Origin of the sequence: Enterococcus sp. CSURQ0835, from assembly GCF_902706605.1 — a bacterium.
Lineage (GTDB): Bacteria > Bacillota > Bacilli > Lactobacillales > Enterococcaceae > Enterococcus_A.
Genome location: NZ_CACSLH010000037.1, coordinates 1 through 26,244 on the forward strand (window position 1 = coordinate 1; position 26,244 = coordinate 26,244).

Annotated in this window: 26 protein-coding genes and 1 pseudogene; 7 read left to right on the forward strand and 20 right to left on the reverse strand. The window is 41.8% G+C overall.

What is annotated here, in order from left to right; all coding sequences use genetic code 11:
* Positions 1 to 162: 162 nt before the first annotated feature.
* The 4 genes from GVJ38_RS12375 to GVJ38_RS12390 all read right to left on the reverse strand — a co-directional run bounded on the left by GVJ38_RS12375 (position 163) and on the right by GVJ38_RS12390 (position 4,635).
* Complete coding sequence (locus GVJ38_RS12375; protein ID WP_159723462.1) at positions 163 to 522, reverse strand: PqqD family protein; 360 nt, start codon at positions 520 to 522, stop codon at positions 163 to 165.
* Positions 512 to 2,437 (reverse strand): OPT/YSL family transporter, encoded by a 1,926-nt coding sequence (locus GVJ38_RS12380; protein WP_159723463.1) that lies wholly within the window; start codon positions 2,435 to 2,437, stop codon positions 512 to 514. Before GVJ38_RS12380 ends, GVJ38_RS12375 begins: the two co-directional genes overlap by 11 nt.
* A 97-nt stretch (positions 2,438 to 2,534) precedes the next feature.
* Positions 2,535 to 3,956, reverse strand: coding sequence for a dipeptidase PepV (gene pepV, locus GVJ38_RS12385; RefSeq protein WP_159723464.1), 1,422 nt, complete (start codon positions 3,954 to 3,956; stop codon positions 2,535 to 2,537).
* Between the two features lie 541 nt (positions 3,957 to 4,497).
* Positions 4,498 to 4,635 carry a hypothetical protein gene (locus GVJ38_RS12390; protein WP_159723465.1) on the reverse strand — a complete coding sequence of 46 codons (138 nt, stop codon included), beginning with the start codon at positions 4,633 to 4,635 and terminating at the stop codon, positions 4,498 to 4,500.
* A gap of 75 nt (positions 4,636 to 4,710) precedes the next feature.
* On the opposite strand from GVJ38_RS12390, the gene GVJ38_RS12395 reads away from it, so the two are divergent.
* Positions 4,711 to 5,898: a DUF2075 domain-containing protein gene (locus GVJ38_RS12395; RefSeq protein WP_159723466.1), complete on the forward strand. Its 1,188-nt coding sequence runs from the start codon at positions 4,711 to 4,713 to the stop codon at positions 5,896 to 5,898.
* Positions 5,899 to 5,902: 4 nt separating this feature from the next.
* On the opposite strand, the pseudogene GVJ38_RS14435 reads toward GVJ38_RS12395, so the two are convergent.
* Positions 5,903 to 6,025: pseudogene (locus GVJ38_RS14435) on the reverse strand (ATP-binding cassette domain-containing protein); the annotation flags it as partial.
* Between the two features lie 283 nt (positions 6,026 to 6,308).
* Between GVJ38_RS14435 and GVJ38_RS14500 the strand changes: the two are divergent.
* Positions 6,309 to 7,283 carry a restriction endonuclease gene (locus GVJ38_RS14500; protein WP_159723467.1) on the forward strand — a complete coding sequence of 325 codons (975 nt, stop codon included), beginning with the start codon at positions 6,309 to 6,311 and terminating at the stop codon, positions 7,281 to 7,283.
* 767 nt (positions 7,284 to 8,050) lie between these two features.
* On the forward strand, positions 8,051 to 9,484 hold the full coding sequence (locus GVJ38_RS12405) for a basic amino acid/polyamine antiporter (protein ID WP_159723468.1): 1,434 nt from the start codon (positions 8,051 to 8,053) through the stop codon (positions 9,482 to 9,484).
* Positions 9,485 to 9,524: 40 nt separating this feature from the next.
* Here GVJ38_RS12405 and GVJ38_RS12410 read toward each other — a convergent pair whose 3' ends face one another.
* Positions 9,525 to 9,755, reverse strand: coding sequence for a hypothetical protein (locus tag GVJ38_RS12410; protein WP_159723469.1), 231 nt, complete (start codon positions 9,753 to 9,755; stop codon positions 9,525 to 9,527).
* Positions 9,756 to 9,885: 130 nt separating this feature from the next.
* Between GVJ38_RS12410 and GVJ38_RS12415 the strand changes: the two genes are divergently transcribed.
* A complete protein-coding gene (locus tag GVJ38_RS12415; protein ID WP_159723470.1) occupies positions 9,886 to 10,095 on the forward strand; it encodes a hypothetical protein in 210 nt (69 codons plus the stop codon).
* On the opposite strand, the gene GVJ38_RS12420 is transcribed toward GVJ38_RS12415, so the two are convergent.
* From GVJ38_RS12420 to GVJ38_RS12430, 3 genes are read right to left on the reverse strand one after another with little or no spacing between them, the layout of a single operon-like run.
* Positions 10,084 to 11,040, reverse strand: a complete 957-nt coding sequence (locus tag GVJ38_RS12420; RefSeq protein WP_159723471.1) for an alcohol dehydrogenase catalytic domain-containing protein — start codon at positions 11,038 to 11,040, stop codon at positions 10,084 to 10,086. The genes GVJ38_RS12415 and GVJ38_RS12420 overlap by 12 nt on opposite strands.
* On the reverse strand, positions 11,037 to 11,690 hold the full coding sequence (locus GVJ38_RS12425) for a DUF421 domain-containing protein (protein ID WP_159723472.1): 654 nt from the start codon (positions 11,688 to 11,690) through the stop codon (positions 11,037 to 11,039). The genes GVJ38_RS12420 and GVJ38_RS12425 overlap by 4 nt, the downstream gene beginning before the upstream one ends.
* A 15-nt stretch (positions 11,691 to 11,705) precedes the next feature.
* Positions 11,706 to 12,143: a DUF3290 domain-containing protein gene (locus tag GVJ38_RS12430; RefSeq protein WP_159723473.1), complete on the reverse strand. Its 438-nt coding sequence runs from the start codon at positions 12,141 to 12,143 to the stop codon at positions 11,706 to 11,708.
* A gap of 89 nt (positions 12,144 to 12,232) precedes the next feature.
* Here GVJ38_RS12430 and GVJ38_RS12435 point away from each other — a divergent pair, with 89 nt between their 5' ends.
* Positions 12,233 to 12,733 carry an adenylate kinase gene (locus GVJ38_RS12435; RefSeq protein WP_159723474.1) on the forward strand — a complete coding sequence of 167 codons (501 nt, stop codon included), beginning with the start codon at positions 12,233 to 12,235 and terminating at the stop codon, positions 12,731 to 12,733.
* Positions 12,734 to 12,921: 188 nt separating this feature from the next.
* On the opposite strand, the gene GVJ38_RS12440 is transcribed toward GVJ38_RS12435, so the two are convergent.
* The 10 genes from GVJ38_RS12440 to GVJ38_RS12485 form a co-directional block, all read right to left on the reverse strand.
* Positions 12,922 to 14,070, reverse strand: a complete 1,149-nt coding sequence (locus GVJ38_RS12440) for an amidohydrolase (RefSeq protein WP_200849508.1) — start codon at positions 14,068 to 14,070, stop codon at positions 12,922 to 12,924.
* Between the two features lie 26 nt (positions 14,071 to 14,096).
* Positions 14,097 to 14,849 carry an amino acid ABC transporter ATP-binding protein gene (locus tag GVJ38_RS12445; RefSeq protein WP_159723476.1) on the reverse strand — a complete coding sequence of 251 codons (753 nt, stop codon included), beginning with the start codon at positions 14,847 to 14,849 and terminating at the stop codon, positions 14,097 to 14,099.
* Positions 14,824 to 15,600, reverse strand: a complete 777-nt coding sequence (locus GVJ38_RS12450) for an amino acid ABC transporter permease (protein ID WP_159723477.1) — start codon at positions 15,598 to 15,600, stop codon at positions 14,824 to 14,826. Before GVJ38_RS12450 ends, GVJ38_RS12445 begins: the two co-directional genes overlap by 26 nt.
* Positions 15,601 to 15,609: 9 nt before the next feature.
* Complete coding sequence (locus GVJ38_RS12455; protein ID WP_159723478.1) at positions 15,610 to 16,413, reverse strand: transporter substrate-binding domain-containing protein; 804 nt, start codon at positions 16,411 to 16,413, stop codon at positions 15,610 to 15,612.
* A gap of 4 nt (positions 16,414 to 16,417) precedes the next feature.
* On the reverse strand, positions 16,418 to 16,861 hold the full coding sequence (locus GVJ38_RS12460; RefSeq protein ID WP_159723479.1) for a GNAT family N-acetyltransferase: 444 nt from the start codon (positions 16,859 to 16,861) through the stop codon (positions 16,418 to 16,420).
* 13 nt (positions 16,862 to 16,874) lie between these two features.
* Entirely contained in the window at positions 16,875 to 17,849 is a 975-nt protein-coding gene (locus GVJ38_RS12465; protein ID WP_159723480.1) for a glutathione S-transferase family protein, read from the reverse strand.
* Between the two features lie 6 nt (positions 17,850 to 17,855).
* The gene (gene cysK / locus GVJ38_RS12470; protein ID WP_159723481.1) at positions 17,856 to 18,782 is read right to left on the reverse strand and encodes a cysteine synthase A; all 927 of its coding nucleotides are present in this window, start codon (positions 18,780 to 18,782) and stop codon (positions 17,856 to 17,858) included.
* Between the two features lie 247 nt (positions 18,783 to 19,029).
* The gene (locus tag GVJ38_RS12475; protein WP_159723482.1) at positions 19,030 to 19,944 is read right to left on the reverse strand and encodes a LysR family transcriptional regulator; all 915 of its coding nucleotides are present in this window, start codon (positions 19,942 to 19,944) and stop codon (positions 19,030 to 19,032) included.
* 87 nt (positions 19,945 to 20,031) lie between these two features.
* Positions 20,032 to 20,955 carry a dihydroorotate oxidase gene (locus GVJ38_RS12480; protein WP_159723483.1) on the reverse strand — a complete coding sequence of 308 codons (924 nt, stop codon included), beginning with the start codon at positions 20,953 to 20,955 and terminating at the stop codon, positions 20,032 to 20,034.
* A 112-nt stretch (positions 20,956 to 21,067) separates the two neighbouring features.
* Positions 21,068 to 22,114 (reverse strand): permease, encoded by a 1,047-nt coding sequence (locus tag GVJ38_RS12485; RefSeq protein ID WP_159723484.1) that lies wholly within the window; start codon positions 22,112 to 22,114, stop codon positions 21,068 to 21,070.
* Between the two features lie 124 nt (positions 22,115 to 22,238).
* Between GVJ38_RS12485 and deoC the strand changes: the two genes are divergently transcribed.
* Positions 22,239 to 22,949 (forward strand): deoxyribose-phosphate aldolase, encoded by a 711-nt coding sequence (gene deoC / locus GVJ38_RS12490; protein ID WP_159723485.1) that lies wholly within the window; start codon positions 22,239 to 22,241, stop codon positions 22,947 to 22,949.
* A gap of 127 nt (positions 22,950 to 23,076) precedes the next feature.
* On the opposite strand, the gene GVJ38_RS12495 is transcribed toward deoC, so the two are convergent.
* Complete coding sequence (locus tag GVJ38_RS12495) at positions 23,077 to 23,943, reverse strand: DNA/RNA non-specific endonuclease (RefSeq protein WP_159723486.1); 867 nt, start codon at positions 23,941 to 23,943, stop codon at positions 23,077 to 23,079.
* Positions 23,944 to 24,226: 283 nt separating this feature from the next.
* Here GVJ38_RS12495 and GVJ38_RS14215 point away from each other — a divergent pair, with 283 nt between their 5' ends.
* Complete coding sequence (locus tag GVJ38_RS14215; RefSeq protein WP_200849507.1) at positions 24,227 to 26,029, forward strand: DNA-binding protein; 1,803 nt, start codon at positions 24,227 to 24,229, stop codon at positions 26,027 to 26,029.
* The last annotated feature ends 215 nt before the right edge of the window (positions 26,030 to 26,244 follow it).

The following is a 26,244-nucleotide window of genomic DNA, read 5'->3' on the forward strand; positions in this document are numbered from 1 at the left end:
GGTTATACAAAAGGCAGTAGGCCTTTATTTTTTTGGCTTTTTTTGAACTTACATATAGTAGAGTGTACAAAAAAGGCGTAGAAATTGGATTTCTACACCTTCTATGAATCTTTTGTCTACAGTCTGAAAGCCGCATCCAAAAAATTGGATGCGGCTTTTTTATTACTTCCACTCGATATACTTTTCATTTTTTTCCAAATGGTTCAGGTAGAGCAATAAGCGATCATACAATTGATTATTTGCTTCCTCGTATTGCGCTCCTAATAAATCACCGATCTCTTTAACAGTCTTTTTACCGTCGATCTGTTGTAGGATAAAACTCCCGTAGCGATCTAATTCCATTTCAGAAGTTTTTGGGATCTTCACATGAAGTTTACGTAATGCTCGTTGGATCCAAGCATCTTGGTCTTTGATCACAAAAACGATTCCATTGCGGACTTCATAGTTTAACCCAGGTACTAAATGATAAACTCGTTGAAGTAATTTTTCAGTTTCAGCATTTGTAGCTTGCTTACGCGTCATTGTGTTTCACTTTCTTTACACTTAAAAGTGGTACGATGATCGCAATGATCAAGATGACAAGTAATAACCATGCAGCTCCGTTGCCACCTAGGAAACCAGTTGGCGAACCTGGCGTTACAACGCCGGTTACTTGCAAGATGATTCCGATCAACCCGATGATTGAACCACCGGCGATCAAACCAGATGACAAGCTGACGCCCATCGTGATCCGTTCTTCTCCAACTTCAGGAGTTTCTTTTTTATTCATGTATTCAATGAATACTCGGATCAAAGCTCCGACTAAAATGATTGAAGTCGTTGAGATCGGTAAGTAGAACCCGATCGCAAAGGTCATGATCGAAACGCCTTGTAATTGTAAAACGATCCCCATCACAATCCCAGCAATCACCATGTGCCAAGGTAATGAACCTGACATGATCCCTGAAGTCAAAGTTGCCATCAAGTTGGCTTGTGGCAAACCAAATGGAGGGTTAGAACCAGTAATCGCAAGTTGTGGTGCTAACAAGATCATCACACCAGTTACGATCACAACACCGACGATATTTGAAATGATAAAGTAACGACGACCTTCATTAAAGTTACCACCCATGACAAACGTCACTTTTTGTGATTGTGAATAACCACCGGCGACTGAGATCGCAAGGACGATGAACGTACCAAACAGTAATAACTGTTGCGTATTTTCTTTAGACGTCCAACCCATCATAACAAAGACTAACGTCAAGATAACCATTGAAGCGATTGTCATCCCAGAAACAGGTAAGTTTGATGTCCCGATCGTACCAGTCAAACGACCAGCTACGATGACAAACAATAAACTTAAGATGATTGACAAGATACCGCCGACTAATGCCATTGCGATACTACCAGTGATCACAAAGCCCATTACGATTGCAACGATAGCGCCGATCAGTAACGGCAACATTCCGCCGCCACCTTCACCAGCGTTACCTTCTTTACGACCCCGCATCGTAGCAGAAATCGAAGAAACAATCGTTGGGATCAATTTAAGTGCTCCGATCAAACCGCCAGAGATCATCATCCCAGCTCCGATGTATTTCACATAAGAGCCTGAGATCACTGAAAAGTCAGATTGGCTCAATAACATGCTAGCATTGTCCCACACATGAGCGCCTGAACCAGCTAGTCCCATGAAGTAACCTAGTAATGGTGCGATTGCGAAGTTTGCTAAGATCGAACCGGCAAACATCAAAAGTGAAACATCCATCCCAACGATAAAGCCGATCCCGGCTAACAATGGGTTCACTTCAGTTTCAAATTTCCATTTGTAAAAACTTTCATTGACATAACTAATTACATTGTTCATGATCCCTAGAACAGAACCGGTCAACACAGTGATGATCCCACCGATACCAAAGCCGATCCCCATATATTTCAATGAATCGCCACCGGTATCAGAAGCAACCAATGTTTCTGAGATTGCCATCGCTTCAGGATAAACCAATTTGCCATGTTCTTCGATCAACATATAATCTTGAACTAAAGAAAATACCCCGACACCAAGTAAAACAGCACCAACACCAAGAGCGACGCCTTGGAAGAAATTGATCTTACCACCGACTAAGATCACGGCTGGTAAAACGAAGATCATCCCACTGGCAACCGATTCCCCACCACTTGACATCAACTGCAATAAGTTTTTTCCTAAAATCGTTTTTGGTTTAACAAAAAGTGCTACTAATCCAGAACCAATGATGGCACCGGGAATCCCAGCTGCAACGGTCAATCCGGCTTTCATCCCAGAATATGCAGTTGAAGCTGCGAACACAGCTGCTAAAATGATCCCTAAAACTAAAATAATTCCTGAACCTGATTTTTTCGGTTTGTCTTCTATATAAGGGACGTAATCTTTCCCCGCGACACCACCAAAAGCGTCTTTCGACAATTTTTTCATCGTACGAAATTCCTTTCCTGCCTTCTATTTTCACTACAAAATAACGGGCTACAAAAACCCTTGAAGACCGGATTTTCGTAACCCGTTTTCAAACTACTTATTTAACTAAACGGTAAATGGCATCTGCATAGATCGCAGTTGCTTTTAATAAACTGTCGACTGGCATAAATTCATTTGGTTGGTGCATCACATTTTCTTCACCTGGGAACATGGCGCCATATGCGACACCGCGTTCTAAGATTCGACCGTAAGTCCCACCACCGATTGATTGTTCGCCGCCTTTTTCACCAGTATGTTCTTCGTAAACATCGATCAATGTTTTCACTAATGGATCGTCGCCTGGAACATAATGTGGTGTTTTCACGTCGCCAATGATTTGGATCTCAACATCTTCGCCTTTTAACACATCTTTCATGTTGGCTAAGATTTCGTCTTTAGTGATTCCTTCTGGATGACGAACGTTCAACGTGATCTTTTTGTCCCCTGCTTGCGTGTAATCAAACAAGTTCGCTGAAGAAGTCGTTTCCCCCATCACATCGTGTTTTGTATATGCATTTAGTTTTTTACCATTGTAATCTAAATGCATGTATTGATGGATCGTGTCGATGTAATGCGCACCGTTGCCATCAAGTTTGTAATCTACTAAGAATTCAGCTAAGAAAGTCGCTGCGTTGACTCCGAATTTAGGTTCTTGCGCGTGAGCAGCTTTCCCGAAAGTCGTTAATGTTACTTGACCAGCGTTTTCTTCAAATTCGCCTTTTAATTCTTTGTCGGCAACAAATTTTTCAAAGGCAGCTTTCATAGCCGCTACCGCTGATTCATTGTTGACTTTTAAGACGGCCTTGGCATCGCCTGGCACCATGTTGGTCCGCAAACCAGCTTTGAAGCTTTCAAGATCGAAATCACCAGCTTCAGCACCTTTTTTATCAGCAAAAGTTACTTCATAAGAAAGAATCCCTTTTTCGCCGTTGATGATCGGGAAGTTCGCATCTGGTGAAAAACCAAATTTAGGCATTTCTTCCACTTCCATATAACGGTGGATCCCAACCCATTCACTCTCTTCGTCTGTTCCAAAGATGAAACGGATTTTTTTAGTGATCGGTAATTCTAATTCTTTGATGATTTTCATTGCATAATAAGCTGCAATCGAAGGACCTTTATCATCAGCTGAACCACGTGCATATAATTTACCGTCTTTTACGACTGGTTCAAATGGATCAGTATCCCAGTTATCATCAACTGGTACGACGTCCACGTGACCTAATAATCCAAGTGCTTCAGCATCAGCGTCACCAAATTCGATATGGCCGGCTACATTTTCGACATTTTTTGTCACAAATCCATCACGGTCACCAAATTCCAACACTTTACGTAAAGCATTCGCTGGACCAGGTCCTAGCGGTTCTTCTTTTGTTCCGTGTTCAACGTCACGAATACTATTGATCTTTAGTAATTCGAATAAGTCCTTCATCAAATCATCTTTGCGTGTTTCGACTTCTTTTTGCCAATCAATTGTCATGTTTGTATCCCTGCTTCCTTATTTTTTTAACAAGCTTTCACTTGTCAGTTCCATTAGAAATATGGTCTAACTCAAAATTACGTTTTGGTTCGACTGCAAATAACTACGGTCTTTTTTCTGAGTAAAAAAACTAGCTTTTTTCTCTTAAAAATAATCCGCGGCCGTTATTCTTTGTTTCTAACTCTGCAGTTGATTTCACCCCCTCAGCAAAATATTATACCGTAACCTATTCGATAAGTCACTGTAAAATGAAAGCTTCATGTTGATTTTCTAGCTAGCGAGCTATTAGAAAAACGTTTTTTTATCATGAACATACATTTCAGGTCCGGTAAAATAGCGGAAGAAGAATCCTGCTAATTTAAGTATAGCTAAGTCTGTATCCGGTTACAAATAACAATTTGTTCATTTTTTGGGAAATATTCTCAGCGATTACTCAAATAACTATCATTTTATGCTGGATTTTGCTAAAAAACTCAACTGGACTTTTCTGTTATTTTTAATTATCCTTACTGAATTCAGCAGAAAATTTTTCAAAACACGTTTAATTGATCAAAACGGCTAATTTACTCAGCTGACTAAAATAAATTGATTCCCAAGTTGTAGCCACGGCACCCGCGCCAACTGAAGCGATCCATTTATTACCCGTTGCGATCACCCCAGAAAAAATCGTGACCGTCATGCATGCGTTAGAGCAGCTAACGGTTTAAAATCAACCACGATTTTTGTATACTGTGAAGCAAAGGAGCCTGATCGTATGCAAATTCAACAAACCAATTATCTACTGACCAAACTTTCCGCTAGTCAAAAAAAATTAGAGACCGCCGTATTCGATTTTTTGAAACGCCAGCTCAAGCAGCCGACTAGTAGTATTTTCATCATTGAAGGTGATGCCGGTTCAGGAAAAAGCGTCGTCTTAAACGATCTATTTACCAAGTTGCAACAAAAAAGTCGGAACGAGCCCGACTCCATCTTTTTTAAAACGCAGAATAAATTGTTAGTCAATCATAATGAGATGTTGAAGATCTATCAAGAAATTGCCGGTGACAATCCTGTGCTTTTCAAAAAGGACTTTCAAAAGCCGACTCCCTTTATCAATCACCAACAAAAAAATGCCAGCTCAGCTGACATCGTTTTTGTTGATGAAGGTCATCTTTTACTAAACAAAGCAGATCCGTTTAATCGGTTCACAGGGCACAATCAGCTACTTGAGTTATTGCAGTGTGCAAAGATCGTCGTTTTAGTGTTCGACCCACAGCAAGTCATTAAATTAAAAAGTTATTGGACCTTATCACAATTGAAAAAATTAATCGCGCCTTACCCAGCTGAATTTTTTCACCTAGATCAACAGTACCGCGTGGAAAGTCCGGCGGTGACAAAGTGGATCAATCACTTCACAGCTGGTGAGTTGTTGCCATTACCCAATGATCCGAATTTTGAATTTCAAATTTTTGAAGATGGTCTGCCTTTATATCATAAGATCCAGCAGCAAGATCATAAATACGGTCTCGCTCGTTTGATCGCAACAGCAGATTTTCCGTTCACTGTTTTAGATGGCAAAACTTGGTATGTGACTGCCGGCAAGTTGAAATTGCCTTGGGATAAGATCAATTTCACGGATCGTCCTTGGGCAGAGCGACCGGAGACCTTGCATGAAGTCGGTTCTATTTATACGATCCAAGGTTTTGATTTGAACTTTGCTGGAGTGATCTTAGGACCCAGTATCAAATATGATCTTAAAACGAAACGAGTCTATGTTGATCCAACCCAGTACGAAGATCACGAGGCATTCAAAAAGCGAAGTGATTTACCAAATCTTGCACAAGCTAAAGCGGAAATCGTGATGAATTCTGTCAATATCTTATTAAAACGACCAAAAAAAGGATTGTATCTTTATGCGGTGGATGCTGACTTACGACGCGCGTTGCGAACTATTGGAAAATAACTTATAAAGGTTCATCCATTAAGCAAATTTTCGCATTCCGAATGATTGCACGGCCTAAAGCAACTCATTGACGTTGACCATCAGACATAGCGGACAGTTTTTTTGTTAAGTACTCCGTCAAACCTAAAAAAGATATTATACGATTATTATCAATGAAAATTGGGATCAATATTATCATCAACTTGTGATGCTCCACGAACTAGCATTAAGATTACTTATTTACATTAATAAGGACAACCTTACGGAATACACTTCAAAATATGAAATTTTAAGATGTTTAGGGCTACCGTCTCAACTTGAAAGGTTTCTTGTGTACTATAGAAGGATATTACAAGTGTTCTGAAAATAACATTTCTCTGCTCTTTGATACAATTAGAACATAACAGTTATCGAAGAATGGAGGTAATCGTATGACCTTTTTTAATAAATTTACTTTAATTTTTTTCACAGCACTAAGCGTGCTTACTATTATAATTGGTGTTGCAAATAATACGCCTTTAGCCATTGTTGGCACGATATCCCTCTTTGGGGTTGTCTCTTTATATTTCAAATCCAAAGAGTTTCTAGCTGTTGATAAAGAAAAATTGTATAAATTACACGTTACTTTAGAAGAACTAGAGCAGCAAAAGAACGACCTTCTCACTAAGAAAGCTGCACTGGAAGTTTTAGTTGCTAATAATGAAGAAAAGTTAACTAAGTTAGCAACTGAGAACAACAAAATATCAACCACTTTAAAAAGTAAAGAAGAAGAGAAGAATATTTTGGTCGAAAAAACAGCTGATTTGCAACAAGCAGTTGCTCAATCAGAAAACTTATCCGCTACGCTAACTACTCTACAAAATGATATCGAGAGCCAACAACTCATTTATCAAAATTTACAGTCTGATATTGAGAGAATGAAGAATGAACATCAAACTGTTATTGAACGAGTTGAACGATCTAAAAAAAAGATTGAATACGTCGATAACCTTTTGACAGATTTCGAATTAGAAAAAATAAAAAATATGGATGGTATAGCTTTTGAGAATTACACTGCTAAACTTCTCGAATTCTCTGGTTTTGAAAACATCCAAGTTTCGCAAGCTTCTAACGATCAGGGAATTGATGTGTTTGCTGAAAAGAATGGATTAAAATACGGCATTCAGTGCAAGTGCTACTCTAGCCCCGTTGGAAATAAAGCTGTTCAAGAAGTTATTGCTGGGGCACTATTCTTCAAATTAGATGAAAGAATCGTTTTGACTAACAATTTTTTTACTCCTAGCGCTAAAGATTTAGCTAGAAAAACAAATGTAGTCCTTTGGGATCAATTATCATTAAAAAATATGATTTCTATTGCAATCTCAATTGATCCAGAATTTTCCAATTACGAAGCTTCTTCTTATTAAACAAACGACACAAGCGAATTGAAATAGTTTTCTCTAGCTTAGAAGCTCTGGGGATCGAATCATTCAAAAGTCGTTTTATTCCAGTCTTTAAGTTCCGACTAGAAGCAATCTTATCGACCTATACCTCTATACTTGAAAAAGCACAAGAGTATTCTGGTGCTACCCTGAAGTATTTGCTGGGTCGGCTTTAAGGACTTTGAAGATTAACTAACACAACGGACATATCCACATTACTCAAAATATGCGGGAACAAATGAAGAGTAATCTCGAGAAATTGTAAACCCTTGCCCCTTTCTGCATATTCAAGAAAAAAGAGCTTATCAAGCAAGCGTAAATAAAAAGGAGAGAAACCCGTATATCAAGGTCTCTCCCGCATTGGATACACATACAGCTAAAATTTTAGAATAATCTCCCTGTCTTAACCGCGTAAAAAGTTAATGAAATGAGGATGAATAAGGCTACCAGTTCGATCAACACATCGTCGGTCTTGACTTTCGGCTCATTCTTGCTCTTCTTCATCTTTAACTCTCCCCCTTAATTTTCAATTCCACTGTAACACCCGCGTTTTTCAAGTTAAAGGGAAAAGCAAATTGTTTTCCATTAGAATCTCGTTGGGGATTTCTTATTTTGAAGTTTGTTTTCTAGGCAGGTTATAAGTTTAAAAATTTTGGCAAAATTCCGGAGATTACTTGGGAACAGTTGCTATTTTCGACAAACTTAGTTAAACTTTTTGTTTGTGGTTTTATTTTATTTAGGAGGAACGTTCCATGGAAAAAAATTCTCCCACTCCCGTTGAAAATACGAAAGAAGTGGGACTTTTAGGTTTGACGATGATCGTGATCGGTTCAATGCTAGGCGGTGGCGTCTTTAACTTGCCGACTGGGATCTCACAATCTGCTGGAGTCATTGCTGCTTTGATCGCCTGGCTGATCACTGGGGTCGGCGTCTTTTTCATCGCCAAAGTCTTTCAGACCCTATCGCGTGAAAAGCCCGAGATTATTGGTGGGGTGTATTATTATGCGAAGGACGGTTTTGGTCCTTATGTCGGTTTTAACTCAGCGTTTGGTTATTGGCTCAGTAATATCATCGGTAATGTCTCCTTTGTAATTTTATTTTTAGATGCTCTGTCAAAATTCATCCCCCAAGTCGGCGGTTCAACTGGTAAAATCGGCATGGTGCTAGGAACATTTATGATCTGGGGCGTCGTGATACTGGTCGCGCGCGGGATCAGAACAGCTAGTTTATTAAATACGATTGCTACAATGGCCAAAGTCGTCCCGATCGTTCTCGCGATCTTTTTACTTTTTATCCATTTTAAATTCCGTATCTTCTCATTAGATGTGTTCGCGGAAAATGTCAGACACGGAGGCAAAGCGCTAGGTTCGATTCCACATCAAGTTCGTGAAGCCATGTTGCAAACGATGTGGGTCTTTGTAGGGATCGAAGGCGCGGTCGTGTTATCGGGTCGGGCGAAAAAAGCCCATGATGTGGGACGCGCGACATTGATCGGTTATGCTGTGACACTGGCGATTTATGTTTTGATCGTGATGTTGAGTTTTGGTACTTTGCCGCAAGTACAATTGATGAAATTACCAAATCCGTCGTTAAGCGGCGTTTTAAATGCCGCTGCCGGTCCTTGGGCAGCTACGATGATCAATATCGGTGTCATCATTTCCGTGTTAGGTGCTTGGATCTCGTGGACGATCTTAGCTGCTGAGATTTCATTTGATGCTGCCCGCGATAAAATGTTTCCAGCCTTTTTAGGCAAAGCAAACCAACATAAAGCGCCCGCTAATGCTTTGATCTTAAATGGTGCAGTGATGCAGATCGTGTACCTCATTTCAACTTTTGCCCGGGATGCATTTCAATCGGTAACAAATACAGCCACTACGATGGTCTTGATCCCTTACATCTTGTCGGCGGCCTTTTTATGGCAAGTCGCAAAACGAAGTGGCAAACAAGCTCAGCAACTATTAGCAGTTGGCGGTGTTCTTTATGGATTATACATGTTGTATTCTTCTGGCTGGTTGAGTCTCCTCTATTGTGTCGGAATTTATGCTTTAGGGATGGTCTTTTGGTTATGGAACAGCCACGTCTACAAACGTCCGGTTTTTACCAGCCAAACTGATCGCCGACTATTTTCAATCGTCACTGCGCTGGGAGTCCTCGCACTGATCGTTTTCCTCTTTCATATCATATAAAGTCTAAAGCCACCACAGAAAAATTTCTGCGGTGGCTTTTTTATTTGATCACTTTTTTGACTGTATACGATTGATTGTTATCCGTCGGCTGAGTTTCAGCATCGGAAAAATTGAACAATAGCTGCTCGCCACTTTGCGGATCTTCCACGATCACCAATTTTTCCCGTCCCTTGCGCTTATCATGTTCGATCTGCGCGGTCCGAATAAGTTCCTTGTCGTCTTTACTTGAGGCTAATAGATTTCCTAAATTGAAAAAAACTGATTCTTCCATTTGAAAAACCTCCTTTTGCTAATTATAACACGCAACTCATTTTACTAGCTAAAATTAATGGTTAGATTTGAATTTCACTGGTTTTTCCTTTACCATTAAAGTTCAGAGTATGACAGAAGGGACTGATTTCATGTCTTACAGTAAAAAGGAATTGATGGAAGCTAAACGACAGATCGACGCCACGATCTACAAATTAAAAGCGACCATCAAAACTTTCGAAAAAAAGGAAAAACCTGAACGCTATAAATCCCAAATCACGTTAGCTAATCGGCGAATCCAAGCTTTTTCAATCGCGTCTGATTTGATCGAGCAAGAATTAACTAAACTCTCACGGCACTAACACGATTTTTTCTGTCACTTGGCCGATGTTTTCATAGGCCCAACTTGTTTCTGCAAAGGAATGGACACTGGCCTTTTCTTCCAGTAGTCTGCCGGCTACAAACTGTTCATTTAACACCATTCCAGCTTGTTGAATCTCAGTTAAACTAGCCTGGCTGATGACAAAACCTGCAATCGTTTGACTTTGCGTATAAAAGTCACGTACGGCAAACTGGAAGCGATCTTCCGGTGGGGCCGTGATCAAAGTAACTGTCCCCTTTTCCCCCAGTAGTTTTAAATTCGTTTGCAACGAGACGCGACCTGACGTATCGATGGCATGGTCGCAAGTAAAGTCAGTTGCAGGTAGCTGCTGAAGCAAATCACCATGATAATCATAGCACGCCGCGGCCCCTAACTTTTTCAAACGGGCAAAGTCGCGCGGATTAGCAGTTGTGAAAACGCGTGCGCCCATGGTGGCGGCAAGCTCGACTAATTTACTGCCCACATGTCCAGCCGCGCCTTCTACTAAGAGGGTTTGTTGCGGTTTTAACTTCATTACTTGTCGCAAAATAATTGCGGCGGTGGCGGCTGAATGGACCGAAGCCGCTAAGAAAATCGGATCGACTTTAGCTGGTGCTGCAAATAATCGGTTTTGCGGTACATTGATCGTCTCTGCGATCACACCATTTCGACCAGCATGTCCCATACTATTCGTCCAGACTCTTTGCCCAACTGTAAAATTTTCCACGTTGCTTCCGACTTGTTCCACAATCCCAACTGCATCACGGCCTAAAATAAACGGGAAAGTCAGTTCTGTTTGGTAGCCACCACTTTTAACAAAGGTGTCCACGTAATTGACTGCACAAGCCTCAACTTTTAGCTGGACCTCGTTTGGCGCAAGTTTTGGTACGGGTAAGTCTCCGTAAAAAATTTCCCCGCCTACTTGTTTGATATACGCTGCTTTCATTTTGTTCCTTCTTTCTGTTCTTCATACCCATCCAACCGCAATTGACCTGAGAGATACTCGCCTAAATAAATTTCCGAGATCGCATGATAGCCTTGCTTTTTGATTTCTTCAGTCAGCCATTCACTATTTTGTCCGATCAGCTCCAAGACATCATAGTTGGCAAAGCCGTCGACAATGATCGGATAACGTAAATTTTCTGCCCCAAACTCAATGATCGTCAGCTGCCCATTTTGTTCTAAGACGGCTCGCTTTACTTTTTCGACTTCGTAAATTCCTGCCGTTCGTAATTTAAACATCAATTCATTGGCTGAGATCCCTTGCCGCAAACACGTTTGGACATCAACTTTGCCATTTTGGATCAGCGTGATGGGTTTGCCGTCAATCAGCAATTTAACATACCGATTGTGCTCTTTGGAAAATTTGACCAGCATCATGAGAAATGACCAAATAACTAAAACCAATAAAAATTGCAATACCGAGATCTGATCATTGTAAATGATCCCGCCGATGATGCCCCCTAAGACATAATTTTGGACTGCATCCAGTGCGGAAGCGGGAGCCAAGTTGCCTTTACCTGTGATATTGATTTGGAAAATCATACAAATGATCCCCAGTGCTAGTTTGATAATGATTGGGCTGTACAACGCCACGTCGCTCGCCTCCTTTTATTTTCGGGTTTCGGGTGTCAACAGATGCGTGCGAGACAACCGATAAGATTGCTGATCAGAACTTAATGTCACCGTATAATAATGACGTTTCAATTTGACAATGATCCCATCAGTCAGCTGCGTCGAATTCACCAGAACTTCCTGCTGTTTTAAGCCATATTCTTTGGCGATCGCTTTAATGAAAACTTCCATTTGAGACGATTGTGCATACTGACTTTGATTTTGCGTATAGTCAGTGTATTGAACGCCCAACATAAACAACAATAATAAGAGCAATAAAATACTCAAATCTCGGAATTTCATTTCGAGTCGATGCCGCAGATACAATGAAAAAACGACCAATAAAAAAAGTAAGATTGCAAAGATCACACCGTACTTGATATAATTATGTAAATCATTTTGGGCCTCAATATAATCTAACCGATAAAATGTCACCGCCACCACTCCTCTCTCATTCATTTTAGCTTTAATCGGCAGCCGTCGCAAAAAATATTGATCGCTTCAGCGCAAATAAGGAGGACCCGATGGAAAAAGTTCTCGTACTTGGTAGCCCCGGTGCTGGTAAAAGCACCTTTGCCCGCAGTTTGCAAACTTTGACTGAGTTGCCACTTTATCACTTAGACCTACTTTGGCACAATGCCAATCAAACAACGATCACTGAAGATGAATTTGATACCCAGTTAGCGAATCTGTTACATCAACCTGCTTGGATCATAGACGGCAACTATTCTCGGACCCTCGAAGTTCGCTTAAAAGCTTGTGATACGATTTTTTTCTTAGATTATCCATTAGACGTTTGTCTAGCTGGAGCGAAAGCTCGGATCGGGACTAAACGACCGGACTTTCCGTTTATTGAAAAAACTTTTGATCCTGATTTTTACGAATGGATCGTCGCCTTTCATCAGACGATCTTGCCCCAACTCAAACCAATCGTCACTTCCTATGCAGCAAGTAAAAATTATAATTGTTTCACTTCTCGGTCAGAAGCTGAACGGTACCTGGCTCAATTTCGTCAACGCACGTAAAAATAGCCTAAACAAAGAAGCCGCCAAAGTTTTTGGCGGCTTCTTTGCGTGCTTACGCGGAAAAAAGTTTTCCACACTTTTTACTTTTTTCTTAGAATTAATTTCTTCACACTTTCTTCATAAAGCAAGTACCATCTTGAACACAGCTGTTTTGTTACGCAAATGTGAAACATTTTTGTTTTTTAAACTTAATTTCGTGGTAGTTCGTGTAGTAAGCGGATTGCATTTTTTACGTAGTACATAACCGCGATCGGCAACATCTCATCCCGAACGATAAAATCATCATGGTGCCAATCAGAGGCTTCTTTTGCTCCATTACTCCCAATAAATGCGAACACTCCTGGGATGATTTGTTGATAAGTCGCAAAATCTTCGCCGGCCGTCGCTGGTTCGACTTCGATCGTTTCAGCAAACGTTTTACTTTCAGCCCAGACAACTTGGGTCAGCGCTGGATCATTGTTTGTAACAGCTGGCCCTTCAAACCACTCAATTGTAGCTTGGGCACCAAAAAGTGCAGCGGTTTGTTCCACGATTTGATAAAAACGCCGCTTAGCTAACGCGCGATCGTGATCAGAAAACGTCCGGATTGTACCTTCAAAAAATGCCGTAGCTGGTAAGACATTCCAAGTGTTGCCACTTTCGATGTGGGTGATGCTGACAACCCCTGTACTTAACGGCGAAAAATTACGAGAGACGATCGTCTGCAAATTTTGAACGATTGCAGATGTCGCGACAATCGGATCGATCGCAGACTGAGGTGTGGCCGCATGCGCGCCGACTCCGGTGATCTTCACTGCAAACTGGTCCACACCAGCCATGATACCATGAGGACGCAACCCGATTTGACCGACTTTTAATTTCGGATGATTGTGGTAGCCGATGATTGCAGCGACATTTGTTAACTGACCTGCTGTGATCACTTGTTGCGCTCCACGATGAGTTTCTTCTGCCGGTTGAAAAATCAGTCGGACTAACCCATTCAAATCAGCCGCTTGTTCTTGTAAAAGAAACGCCGCACCTAACAGTGAAGTCTGATGCAAGTCGTGACCACACGCGTGCATCACACCAGTTTTTTTTGAAGTAAATGGCAATCCAGTCGCTTCGGTGATCGGCAACGCGTCAATGTCTGCCCGTAAAGCGATCGTAGGACCTTTTGTAGCATCTCCAATCTCAGCAATCACGCCTGTCGCAAGTTCAGTCGGTACGATTTTGATTCCGTGAGCTCGTAATTGTTGAGTCAAAAAACGAGTCGTCTCCACTTCATGACCGGATAGTTCAGGGTGTTGATGAAGTTTGTGGCGGATCGCCGTAAGTTCTTTTTGCAATGTTTCAGTGATCAATTCAGCCATCAGCCAACTTCCTTTCAAATTATAAATTCTGGCGTGCGAGCAAATTTGCCTAAAAATTGTTTTGTCCGCGCATTTTTAGGCCGTTCAAAAATTTCTTGTGCTATCCCACTTTCTAAAATTTCGCCGTGTTCCAAAAATAAAACTTTAGTCGCCACTTCTCGAACAAAATCCAGCTCATGGGAGACTAACACCATCGTCTGACCAGCTTTAGCAGCCTGCTGGATCGTTTGAAGTACTTCATTTACCAGCTCCGGATCAAGAGCGCTAGTCGGTTCATCTAGCAATAACAATTCCGGTTGCATCGCTAAAGCTCGTGCGATGGCCACCCGCTGTTGTTGACCGCCAGATAATTGACGCGGATAATAATTTTTACGAGTCGCAAGTCCCACCTGTTCCAAATGATTGCTGGCAAGTTTAGCGGCTTGCGCTTTGGGCATTTTTTTGACTACCACTAAGCCTTCCATTACATTTTCTAGTGCTGTCTTGCGCTCAAATAAAGCAAATTGTTGAAAGACCATCGCGGTTTTACGCCGGAGCGCTAATTTTTCTGCCTTCGTGATCGAAGCAAAATCAACCGCTAGATCAGAAAAAGTGATCGTCCCTTGATCTGCCGTTTCTAAAGCATTCAATGACCGTAAAAAAGTTGACTTCCCAGCACCGGATGAGCCGATCAAGGCGATGATATCCCCAGGTTCGATCGTAACACTCACTTGCTGCAACACCATTTGATCAGCAAACGTTTTACTCAACTGATTGACTTTGATCATGAGGCAACCGTCCTTTCACCAAAAAATTGAGTTTTTCCGGGGCACCGCGCGGGTCCGTGATCTGTAAATGTTTTTCCAACCATTTGATCAACAACTCGATTACAATCGTTGCTCCCCAGTAAATCAGAGCCAACGCTAAATAGACTTCAAAGTAACGAAAATTCGCACCTGAAATGATTTTCCCTTGCGCCGTCATCTCAGTGACTCCAGCGACAAAAGCGAGGGATGTACCTTGTAATAATCCAATCAACGCATTCCCCAATGGCGGCAAGGCAACCGTAAAAGCTTCCGGGATAATGATCCGCCGCAACACTTGCCAATACGTCATCCCCAATGATTCCGCCGCTTCGATCTGATACCGATCAACCGAACTCAAGGCCGCTCGAATCGTTTCTGAGTTGTACGCCGCTTGATTGATGGCAAAAGTCAAAAAAACGAATAACAATGGTGGTACAGTGTTGACAGAATAATTCGTGTGCTGTTTCAAATTGATATATTTCAACAGCAATGGGATACCATTATAGGTCAAATACAATTGAACGATGATCGGTGTACCCCGGATAAACGAAATAAAGAGGGTCAGTATTTGATTCAAGCCTTTGATTTTTTTCAAGCGGACGACCGCAAATAATAAAGCTAACATCAGTCCCACCACCATGGAGACGACAGTGATCTCTAGTGAGACCGGAAAATAGCGCAGCAATTGCGGAATGCTGGAAAAAACCGCTTTAACATCAAAGATCTGATCCATCACTTCCACCTACTTTACTGTGTAATCTGCTCCAAAATACTGCTGGCTAAGTTTTTTTATCGTGCCATTTTGTTGCAGTTCGCCTAAAACTTGATCCACTTGTTTTTGGAGTTTTTTCCCTTGAGCATCTTTACCAAAAATAAAATAACTATAAGCTGCACGACTTTTAACGGCGTTTTTCGGAACTTCGATCGTTTTTAATTTCAACCCATTATCTTTGATCACTTGGCGTCCGATGATGGCCGATTCTAATTTGAAATCGTATTTGCCACTTTCGACATTACGTAATTGTTTGACCATATCTTCTTCGGTGTAAGTGAGCTTGACGGGTTTTTTCTGGTGGGTTTTGTTGTAATCTTCTAATAAAACAGAATAACTGACAGCAGGCTCACCACTTGTGGTCTTGCCGGCGATATCGCTAAATTTTTTGATGCTGGAATTTTCTGGCACCATCAATCCCATCGGGTTTCGATAAAGGGGCTTCGAGAATAAATATTTTTTGCTACGCGCTTTGTCTTTAGCAAATGAATTTGCGCCCATTTGATAGCGACCGGAATCAATTCCACTTAAGATCGAGGGAAATTCAGTTTTTTCAAAAGTGACTTGGTAGGCGGGTAATTTTTTAAAGACTGCCCGTGCTAAGTCGATATCAAAGCCTTTTAATTTTCCATTTTCTTCGTACGCGTAAGGTTTCGGATAAGCGCCCGTCGCGATCTTGACTTCCGTTTTTTCAGCCGCCTGAACAGACTGACTGAAACTTGCCGCAATTAGTAGCGTCACCGCGACAAAAAAGAACTTGAGCGTTTTTTTCATTTTGTCACATCCTATCAATAAATTTTTCTTGGATCATCTCATCAATCTCATGTGGCCGAAAACGGACAAACGCCGTCTTTAATTGTGCTAAGCCTAGACTTTTATAATAATCAATCGTTTTAGGATGTGTATAAAGGGTCACGATCATCTCAGGCATTTGGTCTAGTAATCCTTGGATGATCCCACGGCCGATTCCTTGATGATGAAACGTTTCTTGCAATGCAATATTGTAGATCGCCCCTTGAATGACTCCATCTGAGATCGCTCGACCCACTCCGACGACTTGGCCTGACACATCTTTGACAAAGATCACGGCGTAACTATTTTTAAAAGCCTGTTGGATCTTTTCAGGTGAAATATCGGTCAGACCGTAATGATATAACAATGTTGCGACTTGCTGGTAGTCGACTCCAGTATCATCGGTTTGAAAAGTGACTGTAGCTTCCATTTTTTCCACTCCTCTAACTAAATTTTTCTGCTCGACCATGCGGTTCTAACCAGCCGCTAGTATCAGGTCCTTTAGGTAAGATCTTCGTGACTTCATCTGCTGTATCAATGTGAGAGGATTGGAAATAATGTTTCTTGATGGCGGTAAAATCTGTCGTATCACCAAAGCCTGGCGTTTGATATAGATCCCGCGCGTAAGCCCAGAGATTAGGATAATCAATCAAACGTTTTTTATTTACATGAAAGGCACCGTAATAAGCCACATCAAAGCGAGCCAGTGTCGTATACAGACGAATATCACTATCGGTCATTTGGTTTCCATGCAAGTAACGCTGGTGAGCTAGCCGCTCTTCTAACCAATCAAAACGCGCGAAAACTTTATCATAAGCAGCTTCATACGCCGCTTGAGATTTAGCAAAGCCCGCTTTATAAACCCCGTTGTTGACATCATGAAAAATAATATCATTCAAATCGCGGATCTCTTGCTCTAAGGCCGGTGGAAACAGATCCGGTGCACCAGCTTTATGAAACTTTTTCCAATCACGTTCCAAATAATAAGTTAAATTGTGGTAATCATTTTCCACCACTTTTTTTGTCGCGATATCGACTAACGCGGGAACCGTTGGCCGTCGATCATATGTGGGATCAGCATTTAAATAGGCTTCCCCGATGTAATGGATCCCTAAGACTGGATCGATATCATCTTTGTCTAAGGTAAACGCCCAATCGATATGATCTAGTTTAGGTCGAATCGGATCAGCAGTTCCTAGGCTAATGACCTCTTCTAGTCCTAATAAAGACCGTACGATCACCGACCGATGCGCCCAAGGGCAAACAGGCGCCCAAAGCAAACGGTACTTGTTAGCTTCGATCGGCAATTGATCAGGCCCATCTCCAAATGTTTGGATAAATTGATTCGTCTGTCGCACGAAGTAGCCGCTTTGGCTGACCTCGGCATCATTTTTACGTTTAATTTCAGGGATACTCATCATTGGTTACTCCTTTTCGTATAATGTCGTGGATAAATAGCGCTCACCATTATCCGGTGCGATCGCTAAAACACTTTGCCCAGGTGCTAATTTTTCGGCTTCTTTGATGGCTGCATAAACAGCGGCTCCGGAAGAAAATCCAACTAGTAACCCCTCTTCTTTACCTAATCGTTGTGCGGTTTTTCGAGCTGCTTCTCCACTGACATCGTAAACTTCATCTAATAACGCACGATCTAAGACTTCAGGGATAAAACCCGCACCGATTCCTTGGATGATATGCGAACCTGGTGTCCCACCAGTCAAAACAGCAGAATCTTCTGGTTCAACCGCCACGATTTTAGTCTTGGGATCGATTTTTTTCAAATGATGTCCTACACCAGTGATCGTTCCGCCAGTACCGATCCCAGCGACAAAAACAGTGGGTGCTTTTCCAGCAAAAAAATCACTGATCTCCACTCCCGTCGTCTGTTCATGGATCAACGGATTAGCCGGATTGGTGAACTGGCTGACTGAAAAATAGCGAGGGCCTTTAGCTAAATACTCCGCCACAACATCAAAGGAACCTTGGACGCCTTTTTCAGCAGGTGTTTCGATCACCGTCGCGCCATACGCTCGAATCAATTGCTTGCGCTCTTGACTAACACTTTCTGATAATGCGATGATCACTTCATAACCTTTGAGCGCGCCGATCGCAGCAAGCGCCACACCGGTATTTCCACTCGTTGCTTCAACGATCACAGTATCAGATTGTAATTTCCCCGCTGCTTCTGCTTCCAAAATCATCGCTTTTGCAACGCGATCTTTCACGCTGCCTGCTAAATTGAATGACTCTAATTTGACGTAGACATCCGCTACTTGATCTGAAACGATTTTTTTTAACTTTACGACCGGCGTCTGGCCGATAAAATCAATTGGATCGATCTTTTTGTTCATTTTCTTTCCCGCTTTCTAGTTAAAGACCCGTTTATGCAGTTTCAATGCCAACATCGTCTCATCTCGTTCACTCCTTGCGATCAACTGATCAATTTGATTGGAGCAAGCATAACAGCAGTTTTCAATGAAAACAATTTCAAAAAAAATATCGTGGCGATTGCATTTGTCTATCACAACCACTCTTTACTAAAAATTGAGCTATAAAAAAAGCCGCCCGCTACAGGCAGCTTAGTTCTGGTGATCTTGATCAAGGCTCACAAAATTTAAATGTAGCTAAGTACTTCGTCAGTTCGGCTAAAAATTCAGTTCCGATCGCAGTCAACGGCTGATTTTTTCGTTGGATCACGCCGATTCGATTGCGGGGGACTCCTTGTAACGGCCGCAAAACTAATCCATGATTTTCCGGCCCACGCACGATCCCTGAACCTGTCGCATAAGCATCCGTCCCTAGTAAAATCCCATTTAACGTCGCACGATCACTCGTGGAAATGACTTGCTGCAGCTCCGGAAAATCAACTAAATCTTCCGCGTAATAAGTATAATTCGAAGTCTCTTGTGTGAACCGAACTTGCGGGTAAGCCACGAGATCAGCTTTTTCTAAACGTTTTTTTTGATTTAATGGGTGGTCTTTTCGCATAAATACGTGAGTGTTGAACGTAATGAGCTCGGAAAAAACTAGTTCACCAGCTTCAAAGATTCGCTCAAGACTATTTTGATTGGCATCATTCATTAAGATCAAGCCCAGCTCACTGCGATATTCTTCTACATCTTGAATGACATTCAAGGTCGTGCTCTCAAACAATCGAAACTCACGATAAGTTGGAAACTGACGAATGATCCGACTCATGACGATCGACAAAAAATCATAGTGTTGGCTGGCGATGGAAAAATGCGGATTACTTTCTTCATTCGCTAAATACCGATTTTCGATTCGTTCAAATTGTGCTAAAACATTTTCGGTATACCCTAAAAATTCAACCCCTGCTTCAGTGAGCGTAATGCCTTTATTGGTGCGGTTAAATAAGGTCAACCCCAATTCGTTTTCCAGTTCTTTGATCGCGTGAGATAAGCTAGGTTGGGTCACGTATAATTTTTTGGCGGCTTCACGAAAACTACCGCTATTTGCGATCACAGCAACATACTTCAACTGTTGGACGTTCACCCTACTTCCCCCTTTCTATGACGCGTGACTAATTAGAGTTAACTGTAAAAGCTGCTCTGTCAAATTTTTGACTGAACAGCTTTTTCTTTAGAGCGTTTTTAGCTTCCCTTGAAAGTCTGCAAGGGACTGGTAACCTTTTTGTTCCATGACCGCTGCCAGTTCAGCTGTTAGCCGCGCAAAAACTTCGGGACCTTCTTGATGTAATTGCGTACCGACTTGAACAAGTGATGCCCCACATAAAAGATGCTCGAACACATCTTGGCCCGTTAAAACGCCTCCGGTACCGATGATTTTGATCTCAGGTTTCAAGCGAGTATAAAATGCTCGGACATTAGCTAATGCCGTTGGTTTGACATACTCGCCTCCGATCCCGCCAAAACCAGCTTTTGGTTTGATCACGACAGCATCCGTTTTTGGATCGATCACAAGCCCATTCCCGACACTATTGATTGAATTGACATACACTAACGGAAATTGATTTAAAATTTCTGCCATTTGATCAAAGTGTGCCAGATCGAAGTACGGTGGTAATTTCACACCCAGTGGTTTAGTGAAAAATTGAAAGACTTCCGTCAATAATTTTTTTGTCAATTCAAAATCATACGCGATCTGAGGTTTGCCTGGTAAATTGGGACAAGATAAATTAAACTCCGTGATCCCAGTAAAATCGCTGGCTTCGATCTTTTTCAAAGCGGTGATATTTTCAGTGTAGTTCATACCAGCAACGGATAAAAATTGTAGCGGTTCGGTCCGCGTTGCCCAGTAATCTAAATAATAATCTAATCCAAGATTCGGCAGTCCCATCGAATTGATGCTGCCAAGTGATGTATCAACGTAACGTGGTTCAGGATTGCCTGCTCTAGCGGTTAGTGTAGCCGTTTTTGAAATCACCGCACCGGCTTGTGAGGCGGCCAATTCTGCTAGCTCTGTGTTTGTCATGCAGTGTACGCCAGACGCGTTCATCAAACAGTTAGCTAGCGGTTGACCATAAAAAGTCGTTTGCAGATTCATGAAAAAAATTCCTCCTCTTTTTTAGTAGTATAGCAGGCTAGGCCTAAATTGCCAAAACCAACTGGAACGTCTAAAAAAAGAGCTCGACTTTTTGTCTCACTCTTTTAAAACGCTATAACAAAAAACTACCACTAAGCCCGGCAATGATTGCGAGCAAAAAGACGCCACCTGCGATCACACTCAGTTCTTTCCACGAAAAGACTGGTTTTAATAAACTCAGTGACACGATACTAACCGCAGGAAGTGCAATCAACAAAGCCGCAGCTGGGCCCAATCCTAGCCCCAATGTCAATAAGACTTGAATGATCGGGATCTCGCCGGCCGTCGGTAAAACAAATAAGGTTCCGACAAGAGCGAATAATCCGATCACCAGTAGTCCCTGACTGCTATGACTGATCGCTGGAAATAACAATCCCTGAAAAGCTCCTAGTAAAAAAACGATTGCGAGATAAGCTGGGATACTTTCGATGACTAAGCGACCCATTGTTTTAAGCCAACGTTGCATTAAAGGCGTATCCGTGATTTCGATTGGCTCAAAGACTTTTGTATCAGGTACATTGACTGACTTTTTAGTCGTAACATACCCGACAGCAGTTGCAACAGTCAACACCGTCACGATGCCAAAAACGAGTCGGAAAAAAGTGAATTTCCAACCTAAAACAAATCCCATAAAAATCAATGTGGCTGGGTTAAGTAGCGGATTGGCTAGAAAAAAGGCTACCACACTATTGACTGAAGCTCGTGACCGTTTCAAACCAACCGCGACAGGCGCAGTACAGCACGTGCACATCATGGTAGGAATACCAAATAACATCGCCAAAACGGAATTTCGAAATTGATTCCCACCTAAAACTTTTTTGATCCAACGAGTCGGGATCAACACTTGAACTAGCGAACCGACTAATAATCCTAAGATGACAGCTTTCCACACAGCTTTAAAATATACGATCGTAAACTGTAAACCAGCTGACAATGAAAAAATCGGCAATTTTTTCCCGACATTGGCAACGATCGCCGTGCCAATCGAATGTGTGGAACTAGCTGTTAAAGCTTTTTGAAAATAGGGGAACCACTTAACATAAAACAACCCCAAAACTAACACGCAGCCAAAGAGAGTGACATTGAGCCACAAGTGAGAACGTTTTTTTGTTTCTTCCATCGAATACACCTTCTATTTTTAATTTGTCGCTCAAAATATAGCATAACTCGCCGCGCTTTCCTAGCTGAAAATAACTTTTGTGATTCTTTTTTCATGCTAAAATGAAGGAAAGGAGGTTTCAGTTATGACAAATTATTCACTCACTGATTTTGCTCAGTTGATCGACCACACCAACTTAAAACCAGACGCCACTCCCGCTGCGATCAAGCAACTCTGTCAAGAAGCTCGGGATCATCACTTCAAAATGGTCGCCGTCAATCAAGTCCAAACTGCTTTATGTGCTGCTGAATTAAAAACTACCTCGGTTCATGTAGGCGCTGCGATCAGTTTTCCACTAGGCCAAACGACGATTGCGGCTAAAGTTTTCGAAACTAGTGATGCGATCAAAAATGGCGCAACTGAAATCGATTATGTGGTTAACTTGACGGCCGTTAAACAACATGACTGGGAATATATCGAAAAAGAAATGCTAGATCTTGTCACTATTTGTCACGCAGCAAACGTATTGTGTAAAGTTGTTTTTGAAAACGCCTACTTAACGGAGGCCGAAAAAATCCAATTAGCTCAAATCGCTAAAAAAATTCGCCCTGATTTCATTAAAACATCGACCGGTTTTGGTCCCAGTGGCGCTACGATTGCGGATGTGACGTTGATGAAGCAAATCGTTGGGTCGACTGTTGGCGTAAAAGCCGCGGGCGGAATTCGCGATGCGGCCACTTTCAAAGCGATGATCACAGCCGGTGCAACTCGGATCGGAACGAGCGCGGGCTTGAAAATTTTAACGGAACTAAAAGCGGAACTGGCGGCCGCACAAGCAACGACTTTATCTCTTTGAAATGGTAACGATCATAAAAACTACCCACTAAAATAGGGAGCCAGACACTGAACATGTCTGACTCCCTATTTTTTATGCTGTGACACCAATCGCTCCGTCGATTTCAACTAACGATCCGCGCTACTTTCTAATACGTCTGATTGTTCCACTTGACCTTCAATCCCCGGTCCACTTTACTAGCACCAGTCGTGTAATCAAACTGCACTCCAGGCTGAACATTGAATTCATAAACATTGAAATTCAATGTGTCTTTGCTGTCTTTTGCTTGCAGCCAATACCCGCGCGGCATTTTTTCAGCTCCACGGAACACGGTTACGATTTGATAGATCACTTTGTTGCCGTTTAATTTTTGAGCATTGCGAACATCCGTCTCAAAAGTCGTTTGAACTTGTTGATTTGAAAAAGCGGATTGGGTTCCCAAATTTTTTGGATTGTCAATTGAGCCTTGTTCCCCACGTTTGAAATTGCCGTCCATGTCTAGATTGAAACTTGAGGTGTAGGCTAATAAATGTCCCCGATTGTAAATCGGTTGACCGTCGATAAATTTCTGATGCCATCCGGTCGGTTGCCAACGTTGAGGATCGCGACCTTCTGATTTACCTAAATTGCTTTTATCGATATACGCAGTCACAAAAGTCGTTCGATTCAATTGATCCAAGTTCCCATAAACCGCATGACTCGTTTGCCACTCACTCAAGTTCACCGTACTTTGGTTATGGTTGACCGTCTTGACTGCGTAATCGCCGCTTTTGAAATCCAGCTGTGCCAATTCATCATACGTCTTTTGATCGTAAGGTTTCTCACCTGACTTACCAGAGTCGGTGATAGTTTTCCCTTGATCAGCTTCTTGGGCTTGTTTCGTAACTTGGCTAGTTCTAGAATCGTTATTCGAATGATTGCTACCTGACTGACGATCGCGATAAAAATTAAAGCCTAAGATCACTAAAAAAATCAACAGCGTCAAAAGGGAGTTACGGCCTTTTTTCGTCTGCATAGGTTGACCTCCTTTCATAAAATAAAGTTCTTCATTTTAATTTTAGCGGAATTGTTAGAAAAAGCAAACGGATACCCGCTAAAAAAGCGCTTGCTCATTGCTTTTTTCTTACTCAATAGCTGTAAAACCTCTTTTGAAAAAATAAGTTTCGCGACTTGCAGCTTTCCAACAATTTTTTTAGTCCAGTTGACTAGCAGCTGATCCAACAGAAATTAATTTTCTAGATGGATTGCTATTTGATAACATCTAGTCAATAATAAACTAAATAGAAGGGAGTGTTTTTGTGTTACTTGATTTTATTTTATTGACCTTGATCTTCGGTATTGGGATCATCGCAGTCAATCTGTTCCTGACTTTTTTAACACGTGCAAGTCATAAGAAAGTCGCAATTGTTTTAACTTTCATTGAACTAATCATCTTGGGTATCTTTTTATACACTGACTTACCTAGTAAAAATTTATCCAGCACATTATGGATCAATCTTTTGGGCGCTTTTTTAGCTGCTCTACTTTATAGTCTAATTGCTTCCACCGTCAACACACGGGACACGCTAAAACAGGCCTTTCAAAATCGCACACTGACAGGAAAACGAAAAGCGGCCGAACCGGTGAAAAAAGGTGGTCATTTCTCAGGGCTGAAAGTTTTACTAGTCGTCGGCCTCGCCATGTTAGCCTTAGCACTTTTTAGTGGCATCACGCGGATCACTTCTTTAGACAATGTCTATGATTCGATCCCGGCAAAAACGAAAGTCAAATCAGAATCGTTAACGTCGACTAAAGAAACACCGATCGCAATCGCACCAGACATGGCCAAACGTAAAATGTTACAAAAATTTTCGATCATTCCGAATTCCAACATGTTCACCTTAGACGGGATCACCGCACAAAAAGTCGACGGTGACTATGTCTACGTAGCCACAGTTGAATACAATGGCTTTTGGAAATGGTTGAAACTTGGCGAAGTTCCTGGCTATTTTGTCATCAGTGCTACCGACATCAACGCACAACCGCGCTTTGTTCGAAAGCCATTAAAGTTCACGCCTTCTGCCTATTTTAGTAAAGACGCAGGACGTAAAATCTACGCTGCTTTTCCCGGTTATGCATCTTACGGTAAGATCAATTTAGAGATCGATGAAAAAGGTGTGCCTTATTACGTTCAAACACTATATCAAGAATATGGTGTGACTGGTCTAATGCATTACAATGAATTTAAAACCGCAGTCTTAAACGCACAAACTGGTGAAGTAAAACTTTACAATAGTACAAAAGCACCAAAATTCGTTGATGCTCCCATCACTTCGGCTGCTGCCAATAGCATGAATGAATTTTTCGGCCGCTACAGTCAAGGTTGGTGGAATCAAACGATGTTCGGTGCGAAAAAAGATGTTAAAGTTCCGACTGACAATGGTATTTATGCAGCTGGACAGATTACGCCGCTATTAGCAAAGAGCGGTCAATTGAATTATTTCACCGACTTCACAAGTGGCGATAACGATCAAGACTCAGCGCTCGGGTATTCATTGATCGATGCGCGAACAGGTCAGCTAACCTACTATCGCGATCCAGAAATCGGTCTGATGGATAGTGATGGTGCGATCTCGATCGCTTCTAAGATCTATCCTGAAAAGAAATGGAAAGCCGAGATGCCAGTATTATATAATATTGATGGCGTTCCAACTTGGATCATTTCATTGATGGATGCAAAAGGAATTTTCAAAAAATATGTCTACGTCAACGCGGTCGATAATGATATCGTCGTGGACGCTGATAACGCGCAAAGTGCGTTAGATGCATATCGAATCGAACTTTCTACTAAAGGTAGTAATAATAAAAGCACTGATCCTAGTAACTTGAAGAAAAAAAGCGGTGTCGTCTCGCGCGTTGCCCTCATTCCAAGCGGCAATCAGACAACTGTTTCTTTCCTTTTAGAAAATGACAACACGGTCTACAGTGTCAATTCTAACAATAGTCCCTTTGCCATTTTCATCAAAGAAGGCGACACAGTCAACTTCAAAGCAAAAGTCACCGCTGACACCACCGCCGCTAGCATTGAAGACCTGACGATCGCCGGCTTGAAGCAAAAATAAACGAACTTAGAAAAAAGGATTTAAAGCAACTTCCCTACACTTTCATTTTTTAATGAATCAAAACCACCCGTGTGAACGGGTGGTTTGTTCTTCGGCTGAAAGCCTCTATTACCGGCCACGGCCTAAAAGGCCCTCTGAAAGGTCTCCCTTCCGCACCACTTCTACTCGCTGATTCTAAAAGAATCTCTCTACTTTCGCTTGTTTTTTACTCCTGT